General features: G+C 70.4%; 26 protein-coding genes. 21 read left to right on the top strand and 5 right to left on the bottom strand.

Features of this window, described 5'->3' with window-relative positions:
- Positions 1–214: 214 nt before the first annotated feature.
- Both BM109_RS24150 and BM109_RS24145 read left to right on the top strand, forming a co-directional pair.
- Entirely contained in the window at positions 215–904 is a 690-nt protein-coding gene (locus tag BM109_RS24150; RefSeq protein ID WP_093348238.1) for an HAD family hydrolase, read from the top strand.
- A gap of 109 nt (positions 905–1013) precedes the next feature.
- Entirely contained in the window at positions 1014–1340 is a 327-nt protein-coding gene (locus BM109_RS24145) for a thioredoxin family protein (RefSeq protein ID WP_093348235.1), read from the top strand.
- Here BM109_RS24145 and BM109_RS24140 read toward each other — a convergent pair.
- The gene (locus BM109_RS24140) at positions 1328–2245 is read right to left on the bottom strand and encodes a LysR family transcriptional regulator (protein ID WP_093348233.1); all 918 of its coding nucleotides are present in this window, start codon (positions 2243–2245) and stop codon (positions 1328–1330) included. The genes BM109_RS24145 and BM109_RS24140 overlap by 13 nt on opposite strands.
- Before the next feature lie 71 nt (positions 2246–2316).
- Here BM109_RS24140 and BM109_RS24135 point away from each other — a divergent pair, with 71 nt between their 5' ends.
- The 5 genes from BM109_RS24135 (at position 2317) to BM109_RS24115 (ending at position 6884) form a co-directional block, all read left to right on the top strand.
- Positions 2317–3315 carry a D-2-hydroxyacid dehydrogenase family protein gene (locus BM109_RS24135; protein WP_093348229.1) on the top strand — a complete coding sequence of 333 codons (999 nt, stop codon included), beginning with the start codon at positions 2317–2319 and terminating at the stop codon, positions 3313–3315.
- Complete coding sequence (locus BM109_RS24130; protein ID WP_093348227.1) at positions 3312–3773, top strand: hypothetical protein; 462 nt, start codon at positions 3312–3314, stop codon at positions 3771–3773. Before BM109_RS24135 ends, BM109_RS24130 begins: the two co-directional genes overlap by 4 nt.
- A 68-nt stretch (positions 3774–3841) precedes the next feature.
- On the top strand, positions 3842–4678 hold the full coding sequence (locus BM109_RS24125) for a helix-turn-helix transcriptional regulator (protein WP_093348224.1): 837 nt from the start codon (positions 3842–3844) through the stop codon (positions 4676–4678).
- A 127-nt stretch (positions 4679–4805) separates the two neighbouring features.
- Positions 4806–5867 carry an aromatic ring-hydroxylating dioxygenase subunit alpha gene (locus BM109_RS24120; RefSeq protein WP_093348221.1) on the top strand — a complete coding sequence of 354 codons (1062 nt, stop codon included), beginning with the start codon at positions 4806–4808 and terminating at the stop codon, positions 5865–5867.
- Between the two features lie 45 nt (positions 5868–5912).
- Positions 5913–6884, top strand: coding sequence for a Bug family tripartite tricarboxylate transporter substrate binding protein (locus BM109_RS24115; RefSeq protein WP_093348218.1), 972 nt, complete (start codon positions 5913–5915; stop codon positions 6882–6884).
- A 10-nt stretch (positions 6885–6894) separates the two neighbouring features.
- On the opposite strand, the gene BM109_RS24110 is transcribed toward BM109_RS24115, so the two are convergent.
- Both BM109_RS24110 and BM109_RS24105 read right to left on the bottom strand, forming a co-directional pair.
- Positions 6895–7437: a zinc metalloprotease gene (locus BM109_RS24110; RefSeq protein ID WP_093348215.1), complete on the bottom strand. Its 543-nt coding sequence runs from the start codon at positions 7435–7437 to the stop codon at positions 6895–6897.
- On the bottom strand, positions 7434–8504 hold the full coding sequence (locus BM109_RS24105) for an AraC family transcriptional regulator (protein ID WP_093348213.1): 1071 nt from the start codon (positions 8502–8504) through the stop codon (positions 7434–7436). Before BM109_RS24105 ends, BM109_RS24110 begins: the two co-directional genes overlap by 4 nt.
- 141 nt (positions 8505–8645) lie before the next feature.
- Here BM109_RS24105 and BM109_RS24100 point away from each other — a divergent pair, with 141 nt between their 5' ends.
- The 7 genes from BM109_RS24100 to BM109_RS24070 all read left to right on the top strand — a co-directional run bounded on the left by BM109_RS24100 (position 8646) and on the right by BM109_RS24070 (position 17789).
- Entirely contained in the window at positions 8646–9818 is a 1173-nt protein-coding gene (locus BM109_RS24100; RefSeq protein WP_057590699.1) for an isovaleryl-CoA dehydrogenase, read from the top strand.
- Between the two features lie 55 nt (positions 9819–9873).
- Positions 9874–11547 carry an AMP-binding protein gene (locus BM109_RS24095; RefSeq protein ID WP_093348210.1) on the top strand — a complete coding sequence of 558 codons (1674 nt, stop codon included), beginning with the start codon at positions 9874–9876 and terminating at the stop codon, positions 11545–11547.
- 41 nt (positions 11548–11588) lie between these two features.
- Positions 11589–13196, top strand: coding sequence for a carboxyl transferase domain-containing protein (locus tag BM109_RS24090; protein ID WP_057590701.1), 1608 nt, complete (start codon positions 11589–11591; stop codon positions 13194–13196).
- A gap of 13 nt (positions 13197–13209) precedes the next feature.
- Positions 13210–14010: an enoyl-CoA hydratase/isomerase family protein gene (locus tag BM109_RS24085; protein WP_093348207.1), complete on the top strand. Its 801-nt coding sequence runs from the start codon at positions 13210–13212 to the stop codon at positions 14008–14010.
- Between the two features lie 16 nt (positions 14011–14026).
- Positions 14027–14698, top strand: coding sequence for a DUF4126 domain-containing protein (locus tag BM109_RS24080; protein WP_093348205.1), 672 nt, complete (start codon positions 14027–14029; stop codon positions 14696–14698).
- The gene (locus BM109_RS24075; protein ID WP_093348202.1) at positions 14691–16691 is read left to right on the top strand and encodes an acetyl/propionyl/methylcrotonyl-CoA carboxylase subunit alpha; all 2001 of its coding nucleotides are present in this window, start codon (positions 14691–14693) and stop codon (positions 16689–16691) included. Before BM109_RS24080 ends, BM109_RS24075 begins: the two co-directional genes overlap by 8 nt.
- Positions 16692–16808: 117 nt before the next feature.
- Positions 16809–17789, top strand: coding sequence for a DUF4349 domain-containing protein (locus BM109_RS24070; protein ID WP_093348200.1), 981 nt, complete (start codon positions 16809–16811; stop codon positions 17787–17789).
- Positions 17790–17835: 46 nt separating this feature from the next.
- Here the strand turns inward: BM109_RS24070 and BM109_RS24065 are convergent, their stop codons facing one another.
- Positions 17836–18150, bottom strand: a complete 315-nt coding sequence (locus tag BM109_RS24065) for an EthD family reductase (protein ID WP_093348197.1) — start codon at positions 18148–18150, stop codon at positions 17836–17838.
- Positions 18151–18269: 119 nt separating this feature from the next.
- Here BM109_RS24065 and BM109_RS24060 point away from each other — a divergent pair, with 119 nt between their 5' ends.
- The 7 genes from BM109_RS24060 (at position 18270) to BM109_RS24030 (ending at position 24297) form a co-directional block, all read left to right on the top strand.
- The gene (locus tag BM109_RS24060; protein WP_093348195.1) at positions 18270–18659 is read left to right on the top strand and encodes a hypothetical protein; all 390 of its coding nucleotides are present in this window, start codon (positions 18270–18272) and stop codon (positions 18657–18659) included.
- Between the two features lie 54 nt (positions 18660–18713).
- Entirely contained in the window at positions 18714–19634 is a 921-nt protein-coding gene (locus tag BM109_RS24055) for a 2-hydroxyacid dehydrogenase (RefSeq protein WP_093348192.1), read from the top strand.
- 90 nt (positions 19635–19724) lie between these two features.
- On the top strand, positions 19725–20474 hold the full coding sequence (locus tag BM109_RS24050; protein ID WP_093348190.1) for an IclR family transcriptional regulator: 750 nt from the start codon (positions 19725–19727) through the stop codon (positions 20472–20474).
- Entirely contained in the window at positions 20471–20863 is a 393-nt protein-coding gene (locus tag BM109_RS24045; protein ID WP_093348187.1) for a cupin domain-containing protein, read from the top strand. The genes BM109_RS24050 and BM109_RS24045 overlap by 4 nt, the downstream gene beginning before the upstream one ends.
- Before the next feature lie 25 nt (positions 20864–20888).
- Entirely contained in the window at positions 20889–21899 is a 1011-nt protein-coding gene (locus BM109_RS24040) for a Bug family tripartite tricarboxylate transporter substrate binding protein (RefSeq protein ID WP_093348185.1), read from the top strand.
- Positions 21896–23131, top strand: a complete 1236-nt coding sequence (locus BM109_RS24035) for a CaiB/BaiF CoA transferase family protein (protein ID WP_093348182.1) — start codon at positions 21896–21898, stop codon at positions 23129–23131. Before BM109_RS24040 ends, BM109_RS24035 begins: the two co-directional genes overlap by 4 nt.
- Entirely contained in the window at positions 23128–24297 is a 1170-nt protein-coding gene (locus BM109_RS24030; RefSeq protein ID WP_093348180.1) for an acyl-CoA dehydrogenase family protein, read from the top strand. The genes BM109_RS24035 and BM109_RS24030 overlap by 4 nt, the downstream gene beginning before the upstream one ends.
- A gap of 2 nt (positions 24298–24299) precedes the next feature.
- On the opposite strand, the gene BM109_RS24025 is transcribed toward BM109_RS24030, so the two are convergent.
- Entirely contained in the window at positions 24300–25265 is a 966-nt protein-coding gene (locus tag BM109_RS24025; protein WP_093348177.1) for a Bug family tripartite tricarboxylate transporter substrate binding protein, read from the bottom strand.
- Position 25266 lies beyond the last annotated feature (1 nt).

Here is a 25266-nt window from a genome sequence, read left to right as displayed (position 1 = left end):
CCTCCGCTTCGCTGCGGGCAACCTGCGGTGCTCGGCTACGGCGGGGGTCCGCAGAACTCGCTGCGCTGCGCTCCGCTCAGACAGCTGCGGCCCTGATCCCGCCTACGCCTGCGCTCCTCGGCACAGCCAGAGGGGAGTGGTTCGGGCCATCGCTTCGCTCGGCCTTTGGGGACTGGACGGGCCTTCGCTTTGCTCGGCCGGTACCATCTCTGGCATGTCCTCTTTTCCTTTTGCCGCGGTTCTCTTTGACTGCGACGGTGTCCTCGTCGACTCCGAACCCATCACCAACCGCGTGCTTGCCGAGATGCTCGGCGAACTGGGCTGGCCTCTCACCACCGACGAATCGATGCGCATCTTCACCGGCAAGGCGGTGAAGGACGAAGCCGACCTGATCGAGTCGAAGACCGGCTTTCGCATCACGCCCGAATGGCTGCATGGCTTTCGCGAGCGCCGCAACGAGGCGCTCGAGCGGGACCTGACGGCGATCCCGAACGCGCCCGCCGCGGTGCGCGCGCTGTTCGAGCAGCTCGACGGGCGCATCGCCTGCGCCTCGGGCGCGGATCGCTTCAAGGTCGAGCTGCAGCTCGAGAAGGTCGGCATCCTCGACTGCTTCGCGGGTCGGATCTTCAGCGGCCACGAGATGCCGCGCTCCAAGCCGGCGCCCGACGTGTACCTCGCGGCGGCGGCGGCGCTGGGCGTGGATCCGAAGCGCTGCGCGGTGGTCGAGGACACGGTCACGGGCGCGATGGCGGGCGTGGCGGCGGGCGCGATGGTGTTCGGCTACAGCACGGGCGAGTCGGGCCACAGCGGGCCCGAGGCGCTGCGCAGCGTCGGCGCGGTGCAGGTGTTCAGCGACATGGCCGAACTGCCGGCACTGCTCGCGGCGCACCGGCCCATCGGCTGAAGCGAACACCCACCGGCGGCAGGGCTGCCGGCTTTCTGTTCGAATCGAATCACGACCGGCCGCCGGCGGCGCCGGCACACCATCCAATGCCCACCAGGAGCCCCCGCGCATGACCTCCGAGTACAAGACCGAACAGCCCGAACGCAGCGAGATCGACGCCCTGCAAGGCCCCGCGGTGGTCGAGTTCGGCACCAACTGGTGCGGCGTCTGCAAGGCCGCGCAGCCGGACATCGCCGCCGCCTTCGCGCAGCATCCGGGGCTGCGCCACATCAAGGTCGAGGACGGCAGCGGGCGTCCGCTGGGCCGCTCGTTCGGCGTGAAGCTGTGGCCCACGCTGGTGTTCATGCGCGACGGCCGCGAAGTGGCCAAGCTGGTGCGGCCCACCGACAGCGCCTCGATCGCCGAGGCACTCGCGAAGATCGCTCAGCCGGCCTGAGCGCGCCGGCCGCGCGCCGGCTTCGCCATCGACAGGATCAGGCGGTAGAGCGCCTGCGCGGCGGGCGACAACACCGCGCCCTTGCGCGACAGCAGCGCGAAGCTGCGCCGCACCGTGGGCTGCGCGAGCGCGATCAGCACGATGCGCGGGTAGGTGCCGGCCTGCACGGACAGCCGGGGCACCACGGCGGCGCCCACACCCTGTGCCACCAGCCCGACGGCGGTCGAGCTGCGCTGCACCTCGTAGACGAAGGGCAGGTTCAGTCCGCTCGGTGCCAGCGCCGCATCGAGCAGCGGGCGGTTGCTGCTGCCCGGGCCCGGCACGATCAGCGCGTGGCCTTCGAGCTGCGACCAGGCGATGCTGCGGCGGCGCGCCAGCGGATGGTCGTCGCGGCAGGCGAGCACGAAGCGGTCCTCCAGCAACGGGATGCGCTCCAGCTCGGGCTCGTAGGACTCGGCGATGCTGATGCCGAACTCGGCCTCGCGCTGCAGGATCGCGCCGGCCACGCCGGCCGACGAGTGGTCGAGGATCTTGATGCGGTTGCCGGGGAACAGGGCGCTGTAGGCCTGGATCACCGCGGGCAGGAACTGCACGCCGACCGTCGGCACGCAGGCCAGGGTCACGTTGCCGCGCGAGGCCTGGCCGGCCTCGCGGATGCCGAGCATGGCCGAGGAGATGTCGGCGAGCAGCCGCCGCGCCTGCGGCAGGAAGTTCTGGCCGATCACCGTGAGCGCCAGCGAGCGCGTGGTGCGTTCCACCAGCTGCACGCCGAGCACCGCCTCGAGGTTCTGCAGCCGGCGCGTCAGCGCGGTGGAGGTGATGTGCAGCGAATCGGCGCCGGCATGGAAGCTGCCGTGCTCCGCCACGGCGAGGAATGCCTGCAGGCCGAGCATGTCCACTTTCATGAGGCGATTGCAGCAATGGTCCAGATAAATTCATTTTACGCAGCCGGGTTGCGGGCACAGAATCCGCCGCCATGAACATCACGGTGCTGGACGACTACTTCGACACGCTGCGCACGCTGCCCTGCTTCGCCAAGCTCGACGGGCACGAGGTGACGGTGTGGAACGACCATGTGGACGAGCCCGACGCGCTGGTGCAGCGGCTGTCGCAGGCCGAAGCCGTGGTGCTGATCCGCGAGCGCACCGCGCTGCGCGCACCGGTGCTCGAGCGGCTGCCGCGGCTGCGGCTGATCAGCCAGCGCAGCGTCTATCCGCACATCGACGTCGAGGCCTGCACGCGGCTGGGCATCGTGCTGTCGTCGGACCAGCATGCGGGCACGCCTTCCTACGCCGCGGCCGAACTCACATGGGCGCTGCTGCTGTGCGCGGCGCGGCGGATTCCGCAGCAGATGGCGTCGCTGCAGCGCGGCGGCTGGCAGACCGGCGTGGGCAGCACGCTGCGCGGCAAGACGCTCGGGATCTATGGCTATGGCCGCATCGGGCAGGCGGTGGCGGGCTACGCCGAGGCCTTCGGCATGAAGGTGCGCGTGTGGGCGCGGCCCGAGTCGATGGCCCGGGCGCGCGCGGACGGCCGCGAATGCGCGCCGGACCGAGAGCGCTTCTTCGGCGACTGCGATGCGATCTCGCTCCACATGCGGCTGGTGCCGGCCACGCGCGGCATCGTGCGGCGCGAGGACCTCGCGCGCATGAAACCCGACGCGATCCTCGTGAACACCAGCCGCGCCGGCCTGATCGAGCCCGGTGCGCTGGTGGCCGCGCTGCAGGTCGGCCGGCCCGGCATGGGCGCGGTCGACGTCTACGAGACCGAGCCGATGGTCGATCCCGCCGATCCGCTGCTGCGGTTGCCGAACCTGGTCTGCACGCCGCACATCGGCTACGTGACGCGCGAGGAGTACGAGCTGCAGTTCTCCGATGTGTTCGACCAGATCGTGGCCTTCGCGCGCGGGCAGCCGAGCAACGTCGTCAATCCCGAGGTGCTCGGCCGCCTGCGCGCCGCGCCCACCCCAACATGAACGAGGCGCTGCAGCGCCTCGCCGCCGCGGCCCGGCTCGAGGACGCGGCGCAGGAGCCGCTGCGGTTGCGCTTCGGCTTCGCCTGCGTGCAGCGCGTGCGGCATCTGCTGGAAGCGCCCGAGGCGCTGCAGTGCCTCGACGGGCTCGGTGCGTACCTCGAAGGCCGCGGCAGCCGCGCCGAACTCGCGCAGGCGGCGCAGCGCATGGCGCGCATCGCCGCCAGCCATCCGGGCTCGGCCTCGATCGATGCGTCGGCCCATGCGGCGGTGTCCGCGACTTATGCGGTGTTCCAGGCCGTGGCCGGGCGCGCCTTGCAGGCCGCCGAGTACGCGGCCTACGCCACGGTCTATGCCTATGGCGCCTACGCGATCGCGGACCCCGAGGCCTTCGCCGAGGAGTTCGCGTGGCAGGCCCGGACCTTCGCCGCGTTGAGCCGGGGCCACGCGGCGGCCGCCTGAAGCCCGGCGCGGGTTAATCCCGAGCGCCAGGCATTCCGCGCCGCGCCGACGGCCGCCACAATTCCGGCATGCAGCCGACGCCGCCGCAATCCACCTGGCAGGTCTCCGATGCCGCCCTCGGCCGGCCGTCGTCGGCCGTGCTCGACCTGCGCGCGGTCTCGCTGCTGCTCGATGCACCGCGCGACGCGGCGCCGGCGCGCGCGATGCTGCATTTCCTCAATGCGCTGCTGCCGGTGGAGTTCATCTCGCTGGTGTCGCACGGCGACGAGGCGCCGGCGCAGATCGAGGGGCATGCGTTCCACGCGGCCACGCCCAACGTCACGCGCGACTGCTTCGCGCAGTACCGGCGCCACTTCTACCGCTTCGACGACGCCACGCGCATCGCGCGGCAGATGCGCGTGCAGACCCGCGAGTCGGCCGCGATGACGGTGCTGCACATGCGCTCGCCCGACATCCCCGATGCCGGCTGGCGCCAGCAGATCTACGAGCGCGAGCATCTCTCGGAGCGGCTGGCGCTGCTCTACATGCCGGCGCCGCGCACCGCGTTCTCGATCAACCTCTACCGCAGCGAGGCCATGGGCCGCTTCGCGCCGCAGGAGATCGAGCGCGTGCTCGCGGTGTCGCCGCTACTGCGGCAGGTGCACCGCAACCTGGTGGGCGCGGGCGGGGTCGGGCCCGACATGGACACCCGCATCGCGCTGGCCCGCGCGCGTATCGCGGCGCTGGCAATCGCGCTGAGCGCGCGCGAGCTCGACGTGGCGGCGCGCATCGCCTGCGGGCTCACGGCCGACGGCATCGCGGCCGACCTCGACATCGCGCCCTCGAGCGTGGTCACGCTGCGCAAGCGCGCCTACCTCAAGCTCGGCATCCACGACCGCGCCGCGCTGGTGCGGCTCGCGGCCTGACCCTCCCTCGCTGATCGAAGTCCTTGCCGTCCCCTTCGCGGGGGACGCGCCGCCCGGCCGTTCGCCCCACGATCGCGGCAGCGGCGGGCACACGATCCCGCCGCACACGATGGAGACGAGAACGCGCATGTTCATCCGCAACTGCTGGTACGTGGTCGCCTGGGACCACGAGATTCCCGCCGAGGGCCTGTTCCACCGCACCGTCATCGGCGAGCCGCTGCTGCTGTACCGCACCGCGCAGGGCGAGGTGGTGGCGCTCGAGGACCGCTGCTGCCATCGCCACGCGCCGCTGTCCAAGGGCCGGCGCGAGGGCGACTGCGTGCGCTGCGGCTACCACGGGCTCAAGTTCGATGCGCGCGGCCTCTGCGTCGAGGTGCCGGGCATGGCGACGGTGCCGCCGCGCGCACGGGTGCGCAGCTATCCGGTGGCGGTGCGCAACCGCTGGGTGTTCGTGTGGATGGGCGAGGCCGAGCGCGCCGACACGGCGCTGCTGCCCGACAACTTCTCGTGCGACCACCCCGAGTGGCGCCACATCCCGGGCTACCTGCACTACGACACGCCCTATCTGCTGATCTGCGACAACCTGCTGGACTTTTCGCACCTGAGCTACGTGCACGAGAAGACGCTCGGCGGTTCGACCGCGATTGCGCAGGCGCGGCCCGAGATCGAGAAGATCGAGCGCGGCCTGCGCGTGACGCGCCGGGTGGAGAACGTGCCGCCGCCCGCGCACTGGGCCGGCGCGCGGCCCTTCGCGCCCGAGGCGCGCTTCGACCGCTGGTTCGTCTACGACTTCGTGCTGCCGGGCACGCTGCTGATGCAGTCGGGCGGGCGCCCCGTGGAGGACGCCGAAGGCGACATGCGCCATGCCGTCGAGTTGCACAGCTGCCAGACCCTGACGCCCGAGACCGAGACCAGCACCCACTACTTCTTCCAGCAGGCGCACCGGCCCTCGCTCGGCGGCGAGCAGCTCACGCGCACGCTCTACGACAGCCTGATCGTGGCCTTCAACGAGGACCGCGACATGATCACCGCGCAGGCCCGCAACATCGAGCACGCGCCCTTGCTGCCGATGCTGCCGCTGGCCATGGATTCGGCGCTGGTGCAGTTCCGCCGGCTGGTGGCGCAGGCGCTCGAGGACGAGCGGCACAACGAGGTGCCCTCGCAGCCCGAGCGCGCCGCGAGCTGCTGACGCGCGGCGCCAGACAACACGAGAACCCACGAGGAGACAAGACCCATGCTCAAGCTGCTTTCGATCGCCTGCGCCGCGCTGGCCTTCGCCGTTCCCGCCGCCGCCCAGGAGGCCTATCCGTCGCGGCCGATCCGCATCGTCGTGCCCTATCCGGCCGGCGGTGCGACCGACTACGTGGCGCGTACCGTCGGCGAACGCCTGTCGAAGGCGCTGGGCCAGCCGGTGGTGATCGACAACAAGGCGGGCGCGGCCGGTGCCATCGGCGCCGCCGAGGTGGCGCGCGCCAAGGCCGACGGCTACACGCTGCTGATGACGATCACCGACTCGCAGATCAACAACACCGCGCTCTACCGCACGCTGGCCTACGACCCGCGCAAGGACTTCGCGCCGATCACGCAGATCGTGCGCAGCCCGGCGCTGATCTCGACCCATCCGGGCTCTGGCCTGCGCAGCCTCGCCGACCTCAAGGCCAAGGCCGGCTCCGGCGGCGCCAAGCTCAGCTATGCCTCCTGGGGCATCGGCGGCCTCGGCCACCTGGCCGGCGAGAGCCTCAACCGCAGCCTGGGCGGCGGCATGGTGCACGTGCCGCAGCGCGGCGAGGGCCTGGTGGTCACCGACCTGCTGTCGGGCACGGTCGACATCGGCCTGTCGTCGGTGGCGAGCGCGATGCAGCACGTGCCGGGCGGCAAGATCGTGCCGCTGGCCGTGCTCGGGCGCCAGCGCTCGAGCACCTTGCCGCAGGTGCCGACGATGCACGAGCTGGGCTTCGACGACCCGCTGTACGACAGCAACGTCTGGATCGGCCTGCTGGCGCCCGCGGCCACGCCGAAGCCCGTCGTGGAACGGCTCGCGAAGGAGGTGCGCGAGGTGGTGGGCGCGCCCGAGGTCGGCCAGCAGTTCGTGGCCCGCGGCTTCGAGATCATGAACAGCACGCCCGAGCAGTTCGCCAGCGCCTACCGCGCCGAGTTCGACGTCATCACGCGGCGCATGCGCGAACTGAGCATCGAGGCGCAGTGAGCGCCGCGGTTCAGCGCTTGCCGGAGCGGCGCGCGGCCTGCGCCTTGTGGCGCCGCTCGGCCAGCGCGATCGGGATCAGTGCCCAGGCCTTGGCGCCGTCGAGCGGCGCCACCGGCACCAGGTTGAGCAGCGCGAACACGAGGTTGAAGTAGCCGAGGAAGGCGACCACCGGCCCGAGCCCGCGCACGCTCGCCAGCGGCGTGGTGGCGGCCAGCGCGATCAGCGGCAGCGCCACCATCATCTGGGCCGCGACGCCGCCCCAGGCCACGATGGCCTCGTCCTTGTGGCTGTAGGGCTCCTCGTAGTCGCACACGCCGTGGATCACGCCGAGGTAGATCGCGAACGGCCGGTAGCCCATGCGGCGGGCGAAGCCCGCGTGGCCGGCCTCGTGCAGGAAGATGATGCCGAAGTAGGAGACGATGGTGATGACCGCGAGCAGCGGCGTGCGGATGCACAAAAGGAACAGGCCGGCCCCGACCAGGAGGGCGGACCAGTGGATGTAGACCCGGGCGCCGAAGACCCGGAGCTTGCGAATCCGCGCGTAACCGTTCATGGAGGGAGGTCTCGGGTGCGTGACGTCCCGGGCGCTGGCGTGGCGGCCTGCTGCCGGAAGTCCCTGGGTGCGAGTCCCGTCCATTGTAGAAAGGCGCGCGAGAAGCTCTTCTCGTTGCGAAAGCCCGCCGCCAGCGCGACCTGCTTGATCGGCCGGTGGGTGCGCCGCAGCAGGTCGACCGCGAGCTCGTGCCGCACCTCGTTCTTGAGCGCCTGCAGCGAGCTGCCTTCCTCCTGCAGCTGGCGGTGCAGGGTACGGCTCGACACGTTGAGCAGCGTGGCCAGCGCCTCGGCGGTGGTGGTCTCGGCGGCGCGCGAGCGCAGCAGCTCGCGCACGCGCTGGCCCAGCAGCCGGTCGCGCCGGTACTGCAGGATCGTGAGCGGCAGCGCGCGCTTGAGCATGGTGCGCAGCGCGCGCTCGTCGCGCTGCAGCGGCAGCGCGAGGTAGCGCTCGTCGAAGGCGATGCTCGCGCGCGCCGCGTCGAAGCGCACCTCGGGCGTGAACATCGCCGCGTAGGCGTCGCGGTGCGCCGGCGCGGGAAAGGGAAAGCCGGCCTGCCGCAGCGAGATGCGCGAATCGATGGCCCAGCACATGTAGCCGTGCATGAAGCGCAGGCTGGTCACGAGGCAGAACTCGCGGAAGGCCGGATCGAGCGGCCGGTTCTCGCCGATGCGCAGCGTGGCCACGCCGCCCGCCACCTCGAGCGCGAGGCCGATGTCCTCGGTCAGCAGCCGGTGGTGGCGGCACCAGCGCTTGATCGCCACGCCGAGGTCGGGCGAGGTCAGCGAGGCGCGGCACAGCATGCCGTAGCTGCCCCAGGGCAGGCGGCGCGAGAACCAGCCCAGCGCCTCGTCGTCGAGCTCCTGCATCGCGTGGCCCGACAGCGCCTCGAACTGCGCCGCCGTCACGCGCGCGCCGGGCCGCGCGAGCTCGCGCGGCGTGATCTGTGCCGCCTTCAGCGCCTCGGACGGGTCCTGGTCGTAGCGCTCGTAGCCCTTGACGATGGCTCGCACGAAGGCCATCGGCGTGACCGCGCGGGCGGGGCGGAGGAAGGAGGGGGAGGACATGGCGAGGCGGAGCCGGCGTGGCGCAAATTGCAACCATTGTGGCGCCAATTGCGGCGCGACGAGGCGTAAGCTGGCGCCTTTCCAGCGCGTCGTGGCGCGGGCAGCCCCACGCGCCGGCCCCCTTCAGAGGAGACAACACCCATGCACGATCCCGGCCTGAACTTCGACCTGGGCGAGACCATCGACTCGCTGCGCAGCGCGATCCAGGACTTCGCCGCGAATGAAATCGCGCCCCGCGCCGCCGACATCGACCGCGAGAACCTGTTCCCGCACGACCTCTGGAAGAAGCTCGGCGACCTCGGCCTGCACGGCATGACCGTGAAGGAGGAGTACGGCGGCACCGAGCTCGGCTACCTGGCCCACATCGTGGCGATGGAAGAGGTGTCGCGCGCCTCGGCCTCGGTCGGCCTGTCGTACGGCGCGCACTCGAACCTGTGCGTGAACCAGATCCACCGCAACGGCAGCGAGGCGCAGAAGAAGAAGTACCTGCCCAAGCTGGTGAGCGGCGAGCACGTGGGCGCGCTGGCCATGAGCGAGCCCAATGCCGGCTCCGACGTGGTCAGCATGAAGCTCAAGGCCGAGAAGAAGGACGGCTACTACGTGCTCAACGGCGGCAAGATGTGGATCACCAACGGCGGCGACGCCGACACGCTGGTGATCTACGGCAAGACCGAGCCCGAGATGGGCGCGCGCGGCATGACCGCCTTCATCGTCGAGAAGGGCTTCAAGGGCTTCTCGGCCGGCACCAAGCTCGACAAGCTCGGCATGCGCGGCTCCAACACCTTCCCGCTGTTCTTCGACAACTGCGAGGTGCCCGAGGAGAACGTGCTCGGCGGCGAGGGCCAGGGCGCGAAGGTGCTGATGAGCGGCCTCGACTACGAGCGCGCCGTGCTCTCGGGCGGCCCGCTGGGCATCATGGCCGCCTGCATGGATGCGGTGCTGCCCTTCATCCACGAGCGCAAGCAGTTCGGCCAGAGCATCGGCGAGTTCCAGCTCATGCAGGGCAAGATCGCCGACATGTACTCGACCTGGCAGGCCACGCGCGCCTACGTCTACGCCGTGGGCAAGGCCTGCGACCGCAACGACCATGCGCGCACCTTCCGCAAGGACGCGGCCGGCGCGATCCTCTACTCGGCCGAGAAGGCGACCTGGATGGCCGGCGAGGCGATCCAGGCGCTCGGCGGCGTGGGCTACACCAAGGAATTCCCGGTCGAGCGGCTGTGGCGCGACGCCAAGCTCTACGAGATCGGCGCGGGCACCAGCGAGATCCGGCGCATGCTGATCGGGCGCGAGCTGTTCGCCGAGACCGCATAAGCCGTCGTTCCCCCTCCCCGCGGGAGGGCGCAGACCAGGAGACAAGGACATCAACATGACTGCAGCACTGACCGAGAGCTACGGCAAGGGCGCCACCGACGTCCCCCTCATCGAACAGACCATCGGCGACTTCTTCGACGACATGGTCGAGCGGCAACCCGATCGCGAGGCACTCGTGAGCCGCCACGAAGGCCTGCGCTTCAGCTACCGCGAACTGCAGGCCGAGTCGGACCGGCTCGCCAGCGCGCTGCTGAAGCTGGGGCTCGCGCCGGGCGACCGCGTGGGCATCTGGTCGCACAACAACGCGCCATGGGTGCTGATGCAGATCGCCACCGCCAAGGTCGGCCTGATCCTCGTCAACATCAATCCCGCCTACCGCACCGCCGAGCTCGAGTACGCGCTCAACAAGGTCGGCTGCAAGGCGCTGGTGACGATGGCGCAGTTCAAGACCAGCGACTACCTCGGCATGCTGCAGGAGCTCGGCCCGAAGCGGCTGCCGCAACTGGCCCACACCTTCTGGATCGACAAGGCCGGCGAGGGCGCCGAGGTGCCCGGCATGCGGCGCTTCTCGGCGCTGCTGGCCAGCGGCGACGCGGCCGACCCGAAGGTGGCCGCGGTGCAGAAGACGCTGAAGGCCACCGACCCGATCAACATCCAGTTCACCAGCGGCACCACGGGCTTTCCCAAGGGCGCGACGCTGACGCACCGCAACATCCTCAACAACGGCTTCTTCATCGGCGAGTGCATGAAGCTCGGGCCGGACGACCGGCTGTGCATCCCGGTGCCGCTCTACCACTGCTTCGGCATGGTGCTCGGCAACCTGGCCTGCCTCACGCACGGCTCGGCCATCGTCTATCCGAACGACGGTTTCGATCCGCTGACCGTGCTCGAGACGGTGCAGGCCGAGAAGTGCACCGGCCTGCATGGCGTGCCCACGATGTTCATCGCCGAGCTCGACCATCCGCGCTTCAAGGAGTTCGACCTCTCGACCCTGCGCACCGGCATCATGGCCGGCTCGCCATGCCCGATCGAGGTGATGAAGCGCGTGGTCAGCGAGATGCACCTCGAGCAGATCACCATCGCCTACGGCATGACCGAGACCAGCCCCGTGAGCTGCCAGAGCAGCACCGACACGCCGCTCGACCGCCGCGTGTCGACCGTGGGCACGGTGCAGCCGCACCTCGAGGTGAAGATCGTCGACCCCGAGACCGGCAGGACCATGCCGCCGGGCCAGTCGGGCGAGCTCTGCACGCGCGGCTATTCGGTGATGCACGGCTACTGGGACGACGAGCCCAAGACGCGCGAGGCCATCGATGCCGAGCACTGGATGCACACCGGCGACCTCGCGACCATGGACGCCGAGGGCTACGTCAACATCGTGGGCCGCATCAAGGACATGGTGATCCGCGGCGGCGAGAACATCTACCCGCGCGAGATCGAGGAGTTCCTCTACCGTCACCCCAAGGTGCAGGACGTGCAGGTGGTGGGCCTGCCCGACCGCAAGTACGGCGAGGAGCTCTGCGCCTGGATCATCGCCAAGCCCGGCCAGAGCGTCACCGAGGAAGAGGTGCGCGAGTTCTGCAAGGGCCAGATCGCGCACTACAAGGTGCCGAAGTACATCCGCTTCGTGCCGGCCTTCCCGATGACCGTGACCGGCAAGATCCAGAAGTTCAAGATCCGCGACGAGATGAAGGCCGAGCTCGGCCTCGACGAAGCGCGCACCGCCTGAACACGGGGGCCGCGCGCCCCGTTCCCGACATTGACTGCACCATGACCCAACTCGAAACCAAACTCAACGCCCGCTCGGCCGACTTCCAGGCCAATGCCGCCGCCATGCGCGCGCTGGTCGACGACCTGCAGTCGCAGTTCGCCGCGGTTGCGCAAGGCGGCGGCGAGGCCGCGCGCGCCAAGCACACGGCGCGCGGCAAGCTGCTGCCGCGCGAGCGCGTGGCCGAGCTGCTCGATCCGGGCACGCCCTTCCTCGAGCTGTCGCCGCTGGCCGCGCACGGCATGTACAAGGGCGACGCGCCCGGCGCCGGCATCATCGCGGGCATCGGCCGGGTCAACGGCGTCGACTGCATGGTGGTGTGCAACGACGCCACCGTGAAGGGCGGCACCTACTACCCGATGACGGTGAAGAAGCACCTGCGCGCGCAGGAGATCGCCGAGCAGAACCGGCTGCCGTGCATCTACCTGGTCGACTCGGGCGGCGCCAACCTGCCGAACCAGGACGAGGTGTTCCCCGACCGCGAGCACTTCGGCCGCATCTTCTACAACCAGGCCAACATGAGCGCCCAGGGCATCGGCCAGATCGCCGTGGTCATGGGCTCGTGCACCGCGGGCGGCGCCTACGTGCCGGCGATGAGCGACGAATCGATCATCGTGAAGAACCAGGGCACCATCTTCCTGGGCGGCCCGCCGCTGGTGAAGGCGGCCACCGGCGAGGTGGTGACGGCCGAGGACCTGGGCGGTGGCGACGTGCACACGCGGCTGTCGGGCGTGGCCGACCACCTGGCGCAGAACGACCTGCATGCGCTGGCGCTCGCGCGCTCGGCGGTGGCCAACCTCAACGCGAAGGCGGCCGAGGGCCCGGCCAAGGCCGCGGTGCGCGAGCCCGCGTTCCCGCGCGAGGAGCTCTACGGCGTGATCCCCACCGACACGCGCAAGCCCTTCGACGTGCGCGAGATCATCGCGCGCGTGGTCGACGGCAGCGAGTTCCACGAGTTCAAGGCCCGCTTCGGCGCCACCCTGGTCTGCGGCTTCGCCGAGATCGAGGGCATGCCGGTGGGCATCGTCGCCAACAACGGCATCCTGTTCTCCGAATCGGCGCAGAAGGGCGCGCACTTCATCGAGCTGTGCTGCCAGCGCAAGACGCCGCTGGTGTTCCTGCAGAACATCACCGGCTTCATGGTGGGCCGCAAGTACGAGAACGAAGGCATCGCGCGCCACGGCGCCAAGATGGTGACGGCCGTGGCCACCGCCAACGTGCCGAAGTTCACCATCATCATCGGCGGCAGCTTCGGCGCCGGCAACTACGGCATGTGCGGCCGGGCCTACAGCCCGCGCTTCCTCTGGATGTGGCCCAACGCGCGCATCAGCGTGATGGGCGGCGAGCAGGCCGCGAGCGTGCTCGCGACCGTGCGGCGCGACGGCATCGAGGCCAAGGGCGGCCAGTGGAGCGCCGACGAGGAGGAGGCGTTCAAGGCGCCGATCCGCCAGCAGTACGAGGACCAGGGCCATCCCTACTACGCCACCGCGCGGCTGTGGGACGACGGCATCATCGATCCGGCCGACACGCGCCGCGTGCTCGCGCTGGGCCTGGCGGCCGCGCGCAACGCGCCGATCCCCGAGCCGAAGTTCGGCATCTTCCGCATGTGAGGAGGAACGCGGCATGAGCGACTTCACCAAGCTGCAACTCACGATCGACGGTGCCGTCGCGCGCATCTGGCTCGACCAGCCCGAGGCACGCAACGCCTTCGACGACGTGGTCATCGCCGAGCTGACGCGGGCCTTCACCGAGGCCGGCGCGGCACCGCAGGTCAAGGCCATCGTGCTGGGCGCCAACGGCCCGGCCTTCTGCGCCGGCGCCAACCTCAACTGGATGCGCCGCATGGCCGACTACAACCGCGACGAGAACATCGCCGACGCCGGCAAGCTCGCCGCCATGCTGCGCACCATCGCCGAGTGCCCGAAGCCGACCATCGCGCGCGTGCAGGGCGACGTCTACGCGGGCGGCATGGGGCTGGTCGCGGCCTGCGACATGGCCGTGAGCGTGGACAGCGCCTGGTACTGCCTCAGCGAGGTCAGGATCGGCCTGGTGCCCGCCACCATCAGCCCCTACGTGCTGCGCGCCATGGGCACGCGCGCCTCGCAGCGCTACTTCCTCACGGCCGAGCGCTTCGGCGCCGCCGAGGCGCACCGCATCGGCTTCGTGCACGAGGTGGTGGCGGCCGATGCGCTCGATGCCAAGGTCGACGAACTGCTCAAGGCGCTGACCGGCGCGAGCCCGGCCGCCGTGCGCGCCTGCAAGCAGCTGGTGGCCGACGTGGCGGGCCGCGAGATCGACGACGCGCTGATCGCGAAGACGGTCGAGGGCATCGCTGACATCCGCGCCAGCGAGGAGGGCCGCGAGGGCGTGCAGGCCTTCCTGCAGAAGCGCAAGCCGTCCTGGCTCGCGGGCGCGTCGTCCTGACCGGCTCCTTCATCCCATGACCGCGCTCGACATGCCCCAGCTGCTCGCCCTGGCCGCCGCCATCGGCTGGGCCAGCGGCGTGCGGCTGTACCTGGTGGTGCTGCTCACGGGCCTGGTCGGCTACCTCGGCTGGGTGCCGCTGCCGGGCGGGCTGCAACTGCTCGCGCATCCGGTGGTGATCGCGGCCAGCGGCTTCATGGTGTTCGTCGAGTTCTTCGCCGACAAGATCCCGGGGCTCGATTCGCTCTGGGACGTGGTCCACACAGCGATCCGCATTCCGGCCGGCGCGGCGCTTGCGGCCAGCGTGTTCGGCGTCGACCATGGCGCGATGGCGCTGGTGGCGGCGCTGCTCGGCGGCGGCTTCGCGGCCACCGCGCATGCGGCCAAGGCCACCACGCGCGCGGCCATCAACACCTCGCCCGAGCCGTTCTCGAACGTGGGCGCCTCGCTGGTGGAAGACACCATGGTGCCCGCGGGCCTGTGGCTGGCCGTGGCGCATCCCTTCGTCTTCCTCGTGCTGTTCGTGCTCGTGCTGGTCGCGAGCGTGTGGCTGATCCGCAAGAGCTGGCGCTTCCTCAGGGCGCTGTTCGCCCGCGTCGCCCGCATCTTCAGCGGCCGGCCCGATCCGGGCGTCGTGCCCGCGTTTCAACTGAAAAAGAATCCTCCGGGAGACTCGTCCAATGTTTAAGAAGATCCTGATCGCCAATCGCGGTGAAATCGCCTGCCGCGTGGCTGCCACCGCGCGCCGCATGGCGATCCGCACGGTCGCCGTGTACTCCGATGCCGACGCGCATGCCAACCACGTGCGCGCCTGCGACGAGTCGGTGCACCTGGGCGGCAGCGCGCCGAAGGACAGCTACCTGCGCTGGGAGAAGATCCTCGAGGCTGCCAAGGCCACGGGCGCCGAGGCGGTGCACCCGGGCTACGGCTTCCTCAGCGAGAACGAGGAGTTCGCGCAGGCCTGCGCCGACGCCGGCCTGGTCTTCATCGGCCCGCCGCCCTCGGCGATCAAGGCCATGGGCCTGAAGGCCGAGTCGAAGCAGCTGATGGAGAAGGCCGGCGTGCCGCTGGTGCCCGGCTACCACGGCCATGACCAGGACCCGGCGCTGCTGCAGCGCGAGGCCGACCGCATCGGCTACCCGGTGCTGATCAAGGCCAGCGCGGGCGGCGGCGGCAAGGGCATGCGCGCGGTCGACAAGGCGGCCGACTTCGAGGCCGCGCTGGCCTCGTGCAAGCGCGAGGCCATCAACAGCTTCGGCGACGACGCGGTGCTGATCGAGAAGTACGTGCAGCGCCCGCGCCACATCGAGATCCAGGTCTTCGGCGACAGCCACGGCAACTACGTCTACCTGTTCGAGCGCGACTGCTCGGTGCAGCGGCGCCACCAGAAGGTGCTCGAGGAAGCGCCCGCGCCCGGCATGACCGAGGCGATGCGCCAGCAGATGGGCGAGGCCGCGGTGGCCGCGGCGCGTGCCGTGGACTACGTGGGCGCGGGCACGGTGGAGTTCATCGTGGAGCAGCGCGACGGCGGGGAGATGAACTTCTTCTTCATGGAGATGAACACCCGCCTGCAGGTGGAGCATCCCGTGACGGAAGCCATCACCGGCCTCGACCTCGTCGAATGGCAACTGCGCGTCGCGGCGGGCGGCACGCTGCCCGTGCAGCAGTCCGAACTGCGGATCCACGGCCATGCGATCGAGGCGCGCATCTGCGCCGAGAACCCCGACAACAACTTCCTGCCCGCCACCGGCACCCTGCGCATCTACCGCAAGCCGCAGGCCACGGCCTTCCAGCGCAGCCGCGTGCGCATCGACGACGGCGTGCGCGAGGGCGGCGAGATCTCGCCCTTCTACGACTCGATGATCGCCAAGCTGATCGTGCATGGCGCCACGCGCGACGAGGCGCTCGCGCGGCTCGACGCGGCACTGGCGCAGACCCATATCGTGGGCGTGGCGACCAACGTGCAGTTCCTGCGCGGCGTGCTGGCGACCGAGTCGTTCTCGAAGGCCAACCTCGACACCGCGCTGATCGAGCGCGAGCGCGCCGTGCTGTTCGACCGCGAGACCCTGGGCCTGCCGCTGGCGGCGGCCGCGGCCGTGGCGCGCACCGCGCTCGCCGCGGCGCCCACCGGCAGCATCGATCCCTTCGCGCGCCGCGACGGCTGGCGCGCGCTCGGCGAGTACACGCGGCGCTTCGACTTCGAATTCCGCGGCGCAGAACAGAGCGCGCTGCTGACCTACAAGCGCGACGGCAGCCTGTGGCTCGAGGCCGGCGGCGTGGCCGGTCCGCTGGTCGTCGGCCGCCTGCCCGCGGGCGAGATCGAGCTCGAGTTCGCGGGCCAGCGCCAGACGCTCGACGTCTACCTCGACGACGCCACCGCGCACGTGTTCGCCGCGGGCGGCGCGACCCGCATCACCGCCATCGACCGCCTCGCCCATGCGGGCGAGACGCAGGCCGAGGGCGGTCGCCTCACGGCACCGATGCCGGGCAAGGTCGTGTCCTTCGCGGTCAAGGCCGGCGACAAGGTCAGCCGCGGCCAGCCGCTGGCGGTGATGGAGGCGATGAAGATGGAGCACACCATCGCTGCGCCGGCCGACGGCACGGTCGAGGAGCTGCTGTTTGCGCCCGGCGAGCAGGTGGCCGAGGGCGACGAGCTGCTACGCATGGCCGCAGCGGCCTGAATCCGCGGCCCCGGTCACGGGGCTTGCAAGCTGTTACCAGATGGCGGCGCCGTTTTAACCCCGGCGCCGCCAACAGGCCGTATCACCGCGATGCCCACTTCCCTTGAAGGATTCTTCATGACGCATCGCCAGCCGCAGCCTTCCTCGTTCTCTCCCTTCCAGCGCCTCGGCGCCCGTCCGCGCATGCTGCTGCTCGCGCTGGCCGCGGCCCTGACGCTCAGCGCCTGCGAGCGGCGCGACGCGGCCGCGGAAGTCGATGCCGCCGCGGCCCGGCCCTCGGGCAACTACGCGGCCGGCGGCGCGATGGAGTCCAGGCGCATGCGCCTGGCCGAGCCCGCGCCGCCCGCGCCCGCCGCGATGTCGCTCGACCAGCAGGCCGAGAAGCAGGCGGGCGAGGGTGCGCCGCTGCAGCGCTACCTCGCGATCCGCCAGGACCTCAACGTCGAGGTCGCGCCCGACCAGCTCGCCGAATCCTGGGGCAAGGTGCGCGACCTCTGCGGCACCCTGCGCTGCGAGCTGCTGTCGTCCTCGCTGCTGCGCGAGACGCCGCAGCAGGCCGGCAATGCCACGCTCGAGATGCGCGTGGAGCCGGCCGACGTCGAGAAGCTGCTGGCCGGCCTCGCGGGCGTGGCGAAGGTGGTGGCGCACAACACCACCAGCGAGGACAAGACCGCCGAGGTGATCGACGTCGAGGCGCGCATCAAGAACCGCACCGAGTTCCGCGACAGCCTGCGCGTCATGCTGCGCGACACCACCACCAAGCGCACCATGGCCGACCTGCTGCAGATCCAGCGCACGCTGGCCGACACCCAGGCCGAGCTCGATGCCTCGGCGACGCAGCGCAAGGTGCTGCAGCAGCAGACCAGCAAGCAGCACATCCAGATCCAGTTCACCACCGTGCGCGCGCTGGTCGGCGGCGGCGAGAGCTACAACCCGATGACGCAGGCCCTGCGCAACGCGGGCCGCGTGCTGGCCGAGAGCGTGGGCAGCCTGATCACCTTCGTGGCGGCGGTGCTGCCGTGGCTGCTGTTGCTGGTGCCCGTGCTGTGGGGCGTGCGCCGGCTGTGGCTGCGCCGGCGCCAGGCCAGGGCCGCCTGAGGCGGCGGCACCGGCGCGAGGGAAGCGAGCGTGGGCGGGCGGCCGCTCAGCCGACCACCACTTCGCTGATCTGCATCACCGGCGCGATGTCGGTGTAGTTCCTCACATCGCCGAGGATCTCCTTGGCATGCGGGCCGAAGGCGCCCTGGAAGGCCTCGACGGAATCGCAGAACACGTGGCACATGCCGATGTAGGTGGGCTTGGCGCCCGGCGCGCCGCCGGCCAGGCCCTTGTCGATGGTGTAGGACTTGCAGGCATCGCCCATGCGCGCCTTCAGCAGGGGCATGTGCTTGTCGCGGTAGTAGTCGTGGTCGAAGCGGGCGCCTTCGGTGTAGGGATACATCACACTGACTTTGATCATGGGTAGGGTCTCCGGATTGAACGATCGAGCATAGGAGATGGCGCAAGAGCACACAAGGCGTGCGCTGTCGCCCCCGGCGCTCGTGCGGCGATCTCTTAGACGAACGGAGCGACAGACCGATGACACCCGAACTGCAGGCCCTGAAGGACAAGACCCTCGCGAGCATGGTCGACTACATGCGCAACGACGAGGAAGACGCGGACCACGATCCCGAATTCGACCCCGGCTACACGCAGGCCGAGGTCGACCGCTGCGCCGAGATCGTCGACGAGTACCTCGCGACGCTGGCGGCGATCGACGAGGCCTCGGAGGCGAAGCGCGATGCCGCGATCCTCGCGGCCGTCGAGCGCGTGGTGCTGCAGCTCAACCGCCTCAACGAGGACAGCGAGGGCAGCCTGATCGAGACCGACCAGCGCGAGGACCTGTGCGAGCTGATCATCGCGGCCGCGAGCCATGCGGGCCTGGAAACCGAGGGCGAGGACATCACCGAGGAATGGCGCGAGTGGTGACGCGGGCCGCCTCGGCGACGGCGACGTTCGCCGTGCGCGCCTAAGATTCGCTCCATGCGAATCACCGTCTACCTCACCGACAACCGTCCCGACCCCTGGATCGAAGGCCTGAAGGCCGAACTGCCCGACGCAGAGATCGAAGCCTGGCAACCCGGCGCGCCGCAGGCCGACCATGCGGTCGTGTGGGCGCCGCCGCAGCAGTTCATCGACGAGCAGCCCGCGCTGCGCGGCATCTTCAACATCGGCGCCGGCGTCGACGCGCTGCTCAAGCTCCGGATTCCGGCCGGCACGCGCATCGTGCGGCTCGACGATGCGGGCATGTCGGTGCAGATGGCCGAGTACGTGTGCCACACGCTGATCCGCCACTTCCGCGAGTTCGATGCCTACGAGGCCGATGCGCGCGAAGGCAAGTGGAGCTATCGCCGCCCGAAGGCGCGCAGCGACTTCCCGGTCGGCATCATGGGCCTGGGCGTGCTCGGCGAGCGGGTCGCGAAGGCGGTCGCGCAGTTCGAGTTCCCGGTGCTGGGCTGGAGCCGCTCGCCCAAGCAGATCGAGGGCGTGCGCGTGTTCAGCGGCGAGGCGCAGTTCGACGAGTTCCTGTCGTCCACGCGCGTGCTGGTCAACCTGCTGCCGCTGACCGAGGCAACGCGCGGCATCCTCAACCGCGAGACGCTCGGCAAGCTGCGGCCCGAGGGCTACCTGATCAGCATCGCGCGCGGCGCGCACCTGGTCGAGGACGACCTCATCCCGTTGATCGACGGCGGCCGGCTCGCGGGCGCCACGCTCGACGTGTTCCAGGTCGAGCCGTTGCCGGCCGAGCATGCCTTCTGGCGCCATCCAAGAATCGTCGTGACGCCGCACGGCTCGGCGCGCACGCTGCGCGAGGAGTCGATCGCGCAGATCGCCGGGAAGATCCGCGCGATGGAGCAGGGGCTGCCGATCGCGGGCGTGGTCGATCCGGTGCGCGGCTACTGAGCCAGCGCCCCCTTCCGTCGCCCGCCGGAAAGCGCCGCGGGCAGGGGAAACCCTGAGGCATTAGTTTTTCACAAGCATGAAAATCTTTTTATGACTGTGAAAACTGCCTTCCGGGTGATCGAGATCGTCGAGCTCTTCGCCCGCGAGAAGCAGCCGCTCGCGCTCTCGGAGATGGCGCGCCTGCTCGACATGCCGGTGTCGAGCTGCCTGGGCCTGATCCGCACGCTCGAGGAGCAGGGCTACATGTACGAGACCGGCCGGCGCCAGGGCTACTACCCGACCGGCCGGCTGCTCGCGATGGCGCAGGTCATCGCGGCGCACGACCCGGTGCTCGACCGCGTGAAGGCCACGCTCGAGGAGCTGCGCGACGCGGCGCGCGAGACGGTGGTGTTCGGCAAGTTCCGCGACGCGGGCCAGGTGGTCTACCTCGAGGTGCTGAGCGCGCCGCAGAGCATCCGCTACACGGCCGAGTCGGGCGAGACGCGCCCGGCCTACGCCAACTCCATCGGCCGCGCGCTGCTGTCCACGCTGGCGCCCGACGCGCGCCGCCTGCTGCTCGAGGGCATGGCGCTGGCGCCGCTGACCGAGGCCACGCTGACCACGGTCGAGGCGATCGAGGCCGAGCTGCAGCGCTCGGCCACGCGCGGCTGGTACGGCAACCTCGGCGAAAGCATTCCCGACCTGATCGGCCTGGCCTGGCCGCTGCGCATCGGCGGCGAGGCCTATGCGATCTCGGTCGCCGGCCCGCGCTACCGCATGGAGGCACGCATCGAGGAGATCGCCGCGATGCTGCGCTCGGCCTGCCTCGCGATCGAACCCAAGACGGAGAACCCCCGATGACGACCCCCACCGCCCCCCGCTATTTCGTGCGCGAAGCCGAGATCGAGGGCTACCACCCCGCCAACCACACGGGCACGCTCAACAAGCGGCTGATCGGCCCCGAGACCGTGGGCGCGAAGCAGCTCGAGGTGCTGGTGGGCCACATCCAGAAAGGCAAGGGCGCGCTGCCGCATGCGCACCCGGGCATCGAGCAGGTCTGCTACCTGCTCGAGGGCCGCGCGGTGGCCGAGGTTGGCGGTCAGCGGCAGGAGCTGCACCCGGGCGACAGCTGTTTCTTTCCGGCCGACGCGATGCACACCTTCACGGTGGTGAGCGACGAGCCGGTGCGCGTGCTGGTGATCTACAGCCCGCCCTACGAGGAATCGCCGGAGCGCGTGATCCGGCCCTGACCACAACCACCCGGAGACAACCACCATGCAGACGAAGAACGCGACAGAAACAGTCGCGGTGGCGCAGCGCCGCCGTTTCATTGCCATCGGCGCCGCCGCCGGCCTCGTGGGCGCCGCGCCCTGGGCCTTCGCGCAGGACGGCTATCCGAAGCAGCCGATCAGGCTGATCGTGCCCTTCGCGGCCGGCAGCGGCACCGATGCGGTGGCGCGCATCACGGCGCAGATGCTCGGCGAGGCGCTCAAGGGCTCGGTGATCGTCGACAACCGCGCGGGCGCCAACGGCGTGATCGCGGCCGAACTCGTGGCCAAGGCGCCGCCCGACGGCTACACGCTGTTCATGACCACCAACACCACGCACTCGGCCAACCCGAGCCTGATGAAGTCGCTGCCCTACGACCCGGTGAAGGACTTCGCGCCCGTGAGTCGCATGGGCAACCTGCCGTTCATGCTGGTGGTCAACAACGAGCTGCCCGTGAAGAACGTGGCCGAGCTGCTGGCCTGGGGCCGCGCGCATCCGGGCAAGCTCAGCTACGCGAGCGGCAACAGCACCGGCATCGTGAGCGGCGCCACGCTCTCGCGCATGAGCGGCGTGCCGATGCTGCACGTGCCCTACAAGAGCACGCCGCCGGCCATCGCCGACCTGATCGGCGGGCAGGTGTCGATGATGGTGGTCGACCTCGCGGCCGGCCTGGCGACGGTGAAGGCCGGCAAGATGCGCGCGATCGCGGTCACCACGCAGGAGCGCACCCAGCTCTTTCCCGAGCTGCCGCCGCTGGCCGACACGCCCGAGCTCAAGGGCTTCGACATCACCTCCTGGAACGGTGTGTTCGCGCCGGCCGGCACGCCGCGCGACGTGGTGCTGAAGCTCAACAAGGTGCTCGCGGCGATGGCCAACGGCGCGGCCTTCCGCGAGCGCGTGAGCAAGCTGGGCTTCGATGCCTTCGGCAGCACGCCCGAGGAACTGGGCGCGTTCACGGTGGCGGAACTCGCGAAGTGGAAGAAGCTGATCCAGGCCGCGGGGATCCAGCCCGAATGAGCGAGTCGCCCGCCGCCACCGGCCCACTGCAGGGCATCCGCATCCTCGACCTCACGGCGGTGGTGATGGGGCCCTATGCCACGCAGACCCTCGGCGACCTCGGCGCCGATGTGATCAAGGTCGAGCCGCCCGGCGGCGACAACCTGCGCGCCGTCGGCCCGATGCGCCATGCGGGCATGGGCGCGATGGCGCTGCACCTCAACCGCAACAAGCGCTCGATCGTGCTCGATCTCAAGCAGCCCGAGGGCCGCGAAGCCTGCCTGCGGCTCGCGGCCGGCTGCGATGCGCTGATCTACAACACGCGGCCGCAGGCGATGGCGCGGCTCGGCCTGGGCTACGAGGCGGTGGCCGCGGCCAACCCGAAGATCGTCTACCTCGGTGCCTTCGGCTATGGAGAAGACGGCCCCTATGCCGGCAAGCCCGCCTACGACGACCTGATCCAGGGCGCGGCCGGCGTGGCCTCGCTGTTCGCGCAGCAAAGCGGCGGCGAGCCGCGCTACGCGCCCGTGACCCTGGCCGACCGCGCGGTGGGCCTGCAGGCCGCGATCGCGCTGCTCGCGGCGGTGCTGCATGCGCAGCGCACGGGGCGTGGCCAGGCGGTCGAGGTGCCGATGTTCGAGGCGCTGTCGCAGTTCGTGATGGGCGACCACCTCGGCGGCCACAGCTTCGAGCCGCCGCTGGGTCCCACCGGCTACGCGCGCCTGCTGGCCGCGCACCGCAAGCCCTACGCCACGGCCGACGGCCACCTCGGTGTGCTGATCTACAACGACAAGCACTGGCAGGCCTTCTTCGCGCTGATCGGCCGGCCCGAGCTGCGCGACTCGCCGATGTTCGGCTCCCACACCGCGCGCGCCGCGAACATCGGCGCGGTCTATGCGTTCGTGGCCGAGGTGATGGCCACGCGCGGCAGCGAGGAATGGATCGCGCTGCTCGAGGCGGCCGACATCCCGGTCGCGCGGCTGCACAGCACCGAGAGCCTGCTCGACGATCCGCACCTGCGCGCCGTCGGCTTCTTCCCCGAGCTCGACCATCCGAGCGAGGGCCGCATCCGCACGCTCGCGCCGGTCGGTCGCTACGGCGCCACGCCGGCCTCGATCCGTCGCCCGGCGCCGCGCATCGGCGAGCAGAGCGTGGAGCTGCTGCGCGAGGCCGGCTATGCCGAGGACGCGATCGCCGGGCTGCTCGCGCGCGGCGTCACCCTGCAACCGGATCCTGCGAAGGACAGCGAATGAATTTCTCCCTCAATGAAGACCAGCGCTCGCTGGTCGCGGCCATCGAACGGCTGTGCGAAGACTTCCCCGCCGAGTACTGGCGCGAGCACGACGACCGCGCCGAGTTCCCGCACGAATTCCACCGCGCCGTGGCCGACAGCGGTTGGCTCGGCATCGCCATGCCCGAGGCGCAGGGCGGCGCGGGCCTGGGCATCACCGAGGCGGCGCTGATGATGCGCGCCATCAGCGCCTCGGGCGCGGGCATGTCGGGCGCGTCGTCGGTGCACATGAACATCTTCGGCCTCAACCCGGTGGTGGTGTTCGGCAGCGAGGCGCAGCGCCAGCGCTTCCTGCCGCCGCTGATCGCGGGCCGCGAGAAGGCCTGCTTCGCCGTGACCGAGCCCGACGCGGGGCTCGACACCACGCGGCTGAAGACGCAGGCGCTGCGCCAGGCCGACGGCGGCTATCGGCTGCACGGCCGCAAGATCTGGATATCGACCGCGCAGGTGGCCGACCGCATGCTGATCCTCGCGCGCACCACGCCGCTCGAGCAGGTGAAGAAGCCCACGCAGGGCCTCACGCTGTTCTATACCGCGCTCGACCGCAGCAAGGTCGAGGTGCGCGAGATCCACAAGCTGGGCCGCGCGGCGGTCGACTCGAACATGCTGTTCATCGACGGGCTCGAGGTGCCGGAGGAGGACCGCATCGGCGAGGAGGGCCGCGGCTTCGAGTACATCCTGCACGGGCTCAACCCCGAGCGCATCCTGATCGCGGCGGAAGCCATCGGCATCGGCCGCGCGGCATTGCGCATCGCCTCGCAGTACGCGCAGGAGCGCGTGGTGTTCGGCCGGCCGATCGGCCAGAACCAGGGCGTGGCGCATCCGCTCGCGCGCGCCTGGGCCAACCTCGAGGCGGCCGACCTGATGATGCTCAAGGCCGCCACGCTCTACGACGCGGGCGAGCCCTGCGGCATCGAGGCCAATGCCGCCAAGTACCTCGCGGCCGAGGCCGCGCACGACGCCTGCCAGAACGCGGTGCTCACGCTCGGCGGCATGGGCTACGCGAAGGAATACCACGTCGAGCGGCTGCTGCGCGAGAGCTACATCCCGCGCATCGCGCCCGTGAGCCCGCAGATGATCCTGAACTTCATCGCCGAGAAGGCGCTCGGGCTGCCGAAGTCCTACTGAGCTCAGTCGACGCGGATGTTCTTCGCCTTCACGATGCGGCTGTAGATCTCCGCGTCGCGCCGCAGCGCCGCGGCCATCTCGGCCTGCGTGAGGCCCAGCGGCTCGCTGTTGAGTTCGCGGATGCGCTTCGCGAGATCGGGGTCCTTGCTGGCCTCGATCATCACGGCGTTGAAGCGCTGCTGGATCGCCGCCGGCGTCGCGGCCGGCGCCCACAGGCCGTGCCACGAGGTCATCGTGAGGCCCGGCACCACCTCGGCGAGCGTGGGCACCTCGGGCATGGCCGGATGCCGGCTCGGGCCCGAATAGGCCAGCGCCTGCACGCGGCCGCTGCTGATCAGCGGATAGCCGGTGGCGATCGGCTCCATCACCGTGTCGACCTGGCCGCCGATCACGTCGGCCACCGGGCTCGCGCGGTAGGGCACGTGCAGCATGTCGGTGCCGGTCTCGTCCTTGAGCCATTCCACGATCAGGTGCGAGGGGCTGCCCGCGCCGTAGGAGGCATGCGAGATCGAGCCGGGCTTCGCCTTCGCGGCGGCCAGCAGTTCCTTGATCGACTTCGCGGGCAGCTTCGGGCTCGCGATCAGCACCAGTCCCTGCCGCATCGTGGTGGCGACCGGCACCAGGTCCTTCTGCGGATCGAAGGGCAGCTTGGCGTAGATGTAGGGGTTGATCGTGAACGCGGTCGAGAGGTTGTAGAGGAAGGTGTAGCCGTCGGGCGGCGCCTTGGCCACGGTGTCGGAGGCGAGGTTGCCGGCCGTGCCCGGCTTGTTGTCGATCACCACCGGCACGCCGAGCTGCTTGCCCATGTAGTCGCCGTAGAGCCGCGCGAAGATGTCCGGCGGCGTGCCGGGCGCGAAGCCCACCACGATGCGGATCGGCTTGTTGGGCCAGGCCGTGCCCTGGGCCAGGGCGAGACTGCAGGCCAGGGCAAGGAAAAGGCCGGCCAGCCATTGGAATCGGGTACGCATG

Source organism: Variovorax sp. PDC80 (assembly GCF_900115375.1).
Classification (GTDB): domain Bacteria; phylum Pseudomonadota; class Gammaproteobacteria; order Burkholderiales; family Burkholderiaceae_C; genus Variovorax.
The sequence above is the reverse complement of the archived record's forward strand: the minus strand, read 5'-3'. Positions and strand labels throughout refer to the sequence as shown.

Bases quoted from the DNA above. Each gene is read 5' to 3' on its own strand.
- BM109_RS24035 (WP_093348182.1), top strand. From the start codon at position 21,896: ATGAGCGAGTCGCCCGCCGCCACCGGCCCACTGCAGGGCATCCGCATC.
- BM109_RS24110 (WP_093348215.1), bottom strand. From the start codon at position 7,437: ATGAACGGTTACGCGCGGATTCGCAAGCTCCGGGTCTTCGGCGCCCGG.
- BM109_RS24050 (WP_093348190.1), top strand. From the start codon at position 19,725: ATGACTGTGAAAACTGCCTTCCGGGTGATCGAGATCGTCGAGCTCTTC.
- BM109_RS24025 (WP_093348177.1), bottom strand. From the start codon at position 25,265: ATGCGTACCCGATTCCAATGGCTGGCCGGCCTTTTCCTTGCCCTGGCC.
- BM109_RS24070 (WP_093348200.1), top strand. From the start codon at position 16,809: ATGACGCATCGCCAGCCGCAGCCTTCCTCGTTCTCTCCCTTCCAGCGC.
- BM109_RS24090 (WP_057590701.1), top strand. From the start codon at position 11,589: ATGACCCAACTCGAAACCAAACTCAACGCCCGCTCGGCCGACTTCCAG.
- BM109_RS24115 (WP_093348218.1), top strand. From the start codon at position 5,913: ATGCTCAAGCTGCTTTCGATCGCCTGCGCCGCGCTGGCCTTCGCCGTT.
- BM109_RS24075 (WP_093348202.1), top strand. From the start codon at position 14,691: ATGTTTAAGAAGATCCTGATCGCCAATCGCGGTGAAATCGCCTGCCGC.
- BM109_RS24100 (WP_057590699.1), top strand. From the start codon at position 8,646: ATGCACGATCCCGGCCTGAACTTCGACCTGGGCGAGACCATCGACTCG.
- BM109_RS24145 (WP_093348235.1), top strand. From the start codon at position 1,014: ATGACCTCCGAGTACAAGACCGAACAGCCCGAACGCAGCGAGATCGAC.
- BM109_RS24085 (WP_093348207.1), top strand. From the start codon at position 13,210: ATGAGCGACTTCACCAAGCTGCAACTCACGATCGACGGTGCCGTCGCG.
- BM109_RS24045 (WP_093348187.1), top strand. From the start codon at position 20,471: ATGACGACCCCCACCGCCCCCCGCTATTTCGTGCGCGAAGCCGAGATC.
- BM109_RS24150 (WP_093348238.1), top strand. From the start codon at position 215: ATGTCCTCTTTTCCTTTTGCCGCGGTTCTCTTTGACTGCGACGGTGTC.
- BM109_RS24080 (WP_093348205.1), top strand. From the start codon at position 14,027: ATGACCGCGCTCGACATGCCCCAGCTGCTCGCCCTGGCCGCCGCCATC.
- BM109_RS24130 (WP_093348227.1), top strand. From the start codon at position 3,312: ATGAACGAGGCGCTGCAGCGCCTCGCCGCCGCGGCCCGGCTCGAGGAC.
- BM109_RS24040 (WP_093348185.1), top strand. From the start codon at position 20,889: ATGCAGACGAAGAACGCGACAGAAACAGTCGCGGTGGCGCAGCGCCGC.
- BM109_RS24125 (WP_093348224.1), top strand. From the start codon at position 3,842: ATGCAGCCGACGCCGCCGCAATCCACCTGGCAGGTCTCCGATGCCGCC.
- BM109_RS24055 (WP_093348192.1), top strand. From the start codon at position 18,714: ATGCGAATCACCGTCTACCTCACCGACAACCGTCCCGACCCCTGGATC.
- BM109_RS24065 (WP_093348197.1), bottom strand. From the start codon at position 18,150: ATGATCAAAGTCAGTGTGATGTATCCCTACACCGAAGGCGCCCGCTTC.
- BM109_RS24060 (WP_093348195.1), top strand. From the start codon at position 18,270: ATGACACCCGAACTGCAGGCCCTGAAGGACAAGACCCTCGCGAGCATG.
- BM109_RS24140 (WP_093348233.1), bottom strand. From the start codon at position 2,245: ATGAAAGTGGACATGCTCGGCCTGCAGGCATTCCTCGCCGTGGCGGAG.
- BM109_RS24105 (WP_093348213.1), bottom strand. From the start codon at position 8,504: ATGTCCTCCCCCTCCTTCCTCCGCCCCGCCCGCGCGGTCACGCCGATG.
- BM109_RS24120 (WP_093348221.1), top strand. From the start codon at position 4,806: ATGTTCATCCGCAACTGCTGGTACGTGGTCGCCTGGGACCACGAGATT.
- BM109_RS24030 (WP_093348180.1), top strand. From the start codon at position 23,128: ATGAATTTCTCCCTCAATGAAGACCAGCGCTCGCTGGTCGCGGCCATC.
- BM109_RS24135 (WP_093348229.1), top strand. From the start codon at position 2,317: ATGAACATCACGGTGCTGGACGACTACTTCGACACGCTGCGCACGCTG.
- BM109_RS24095 (WP_093348210.1), top strand. From the start codon at position 9,874: ATGACTGCAGCACTGACCGAGAGCTACGGCAAGGGCGCCACCGACGTC.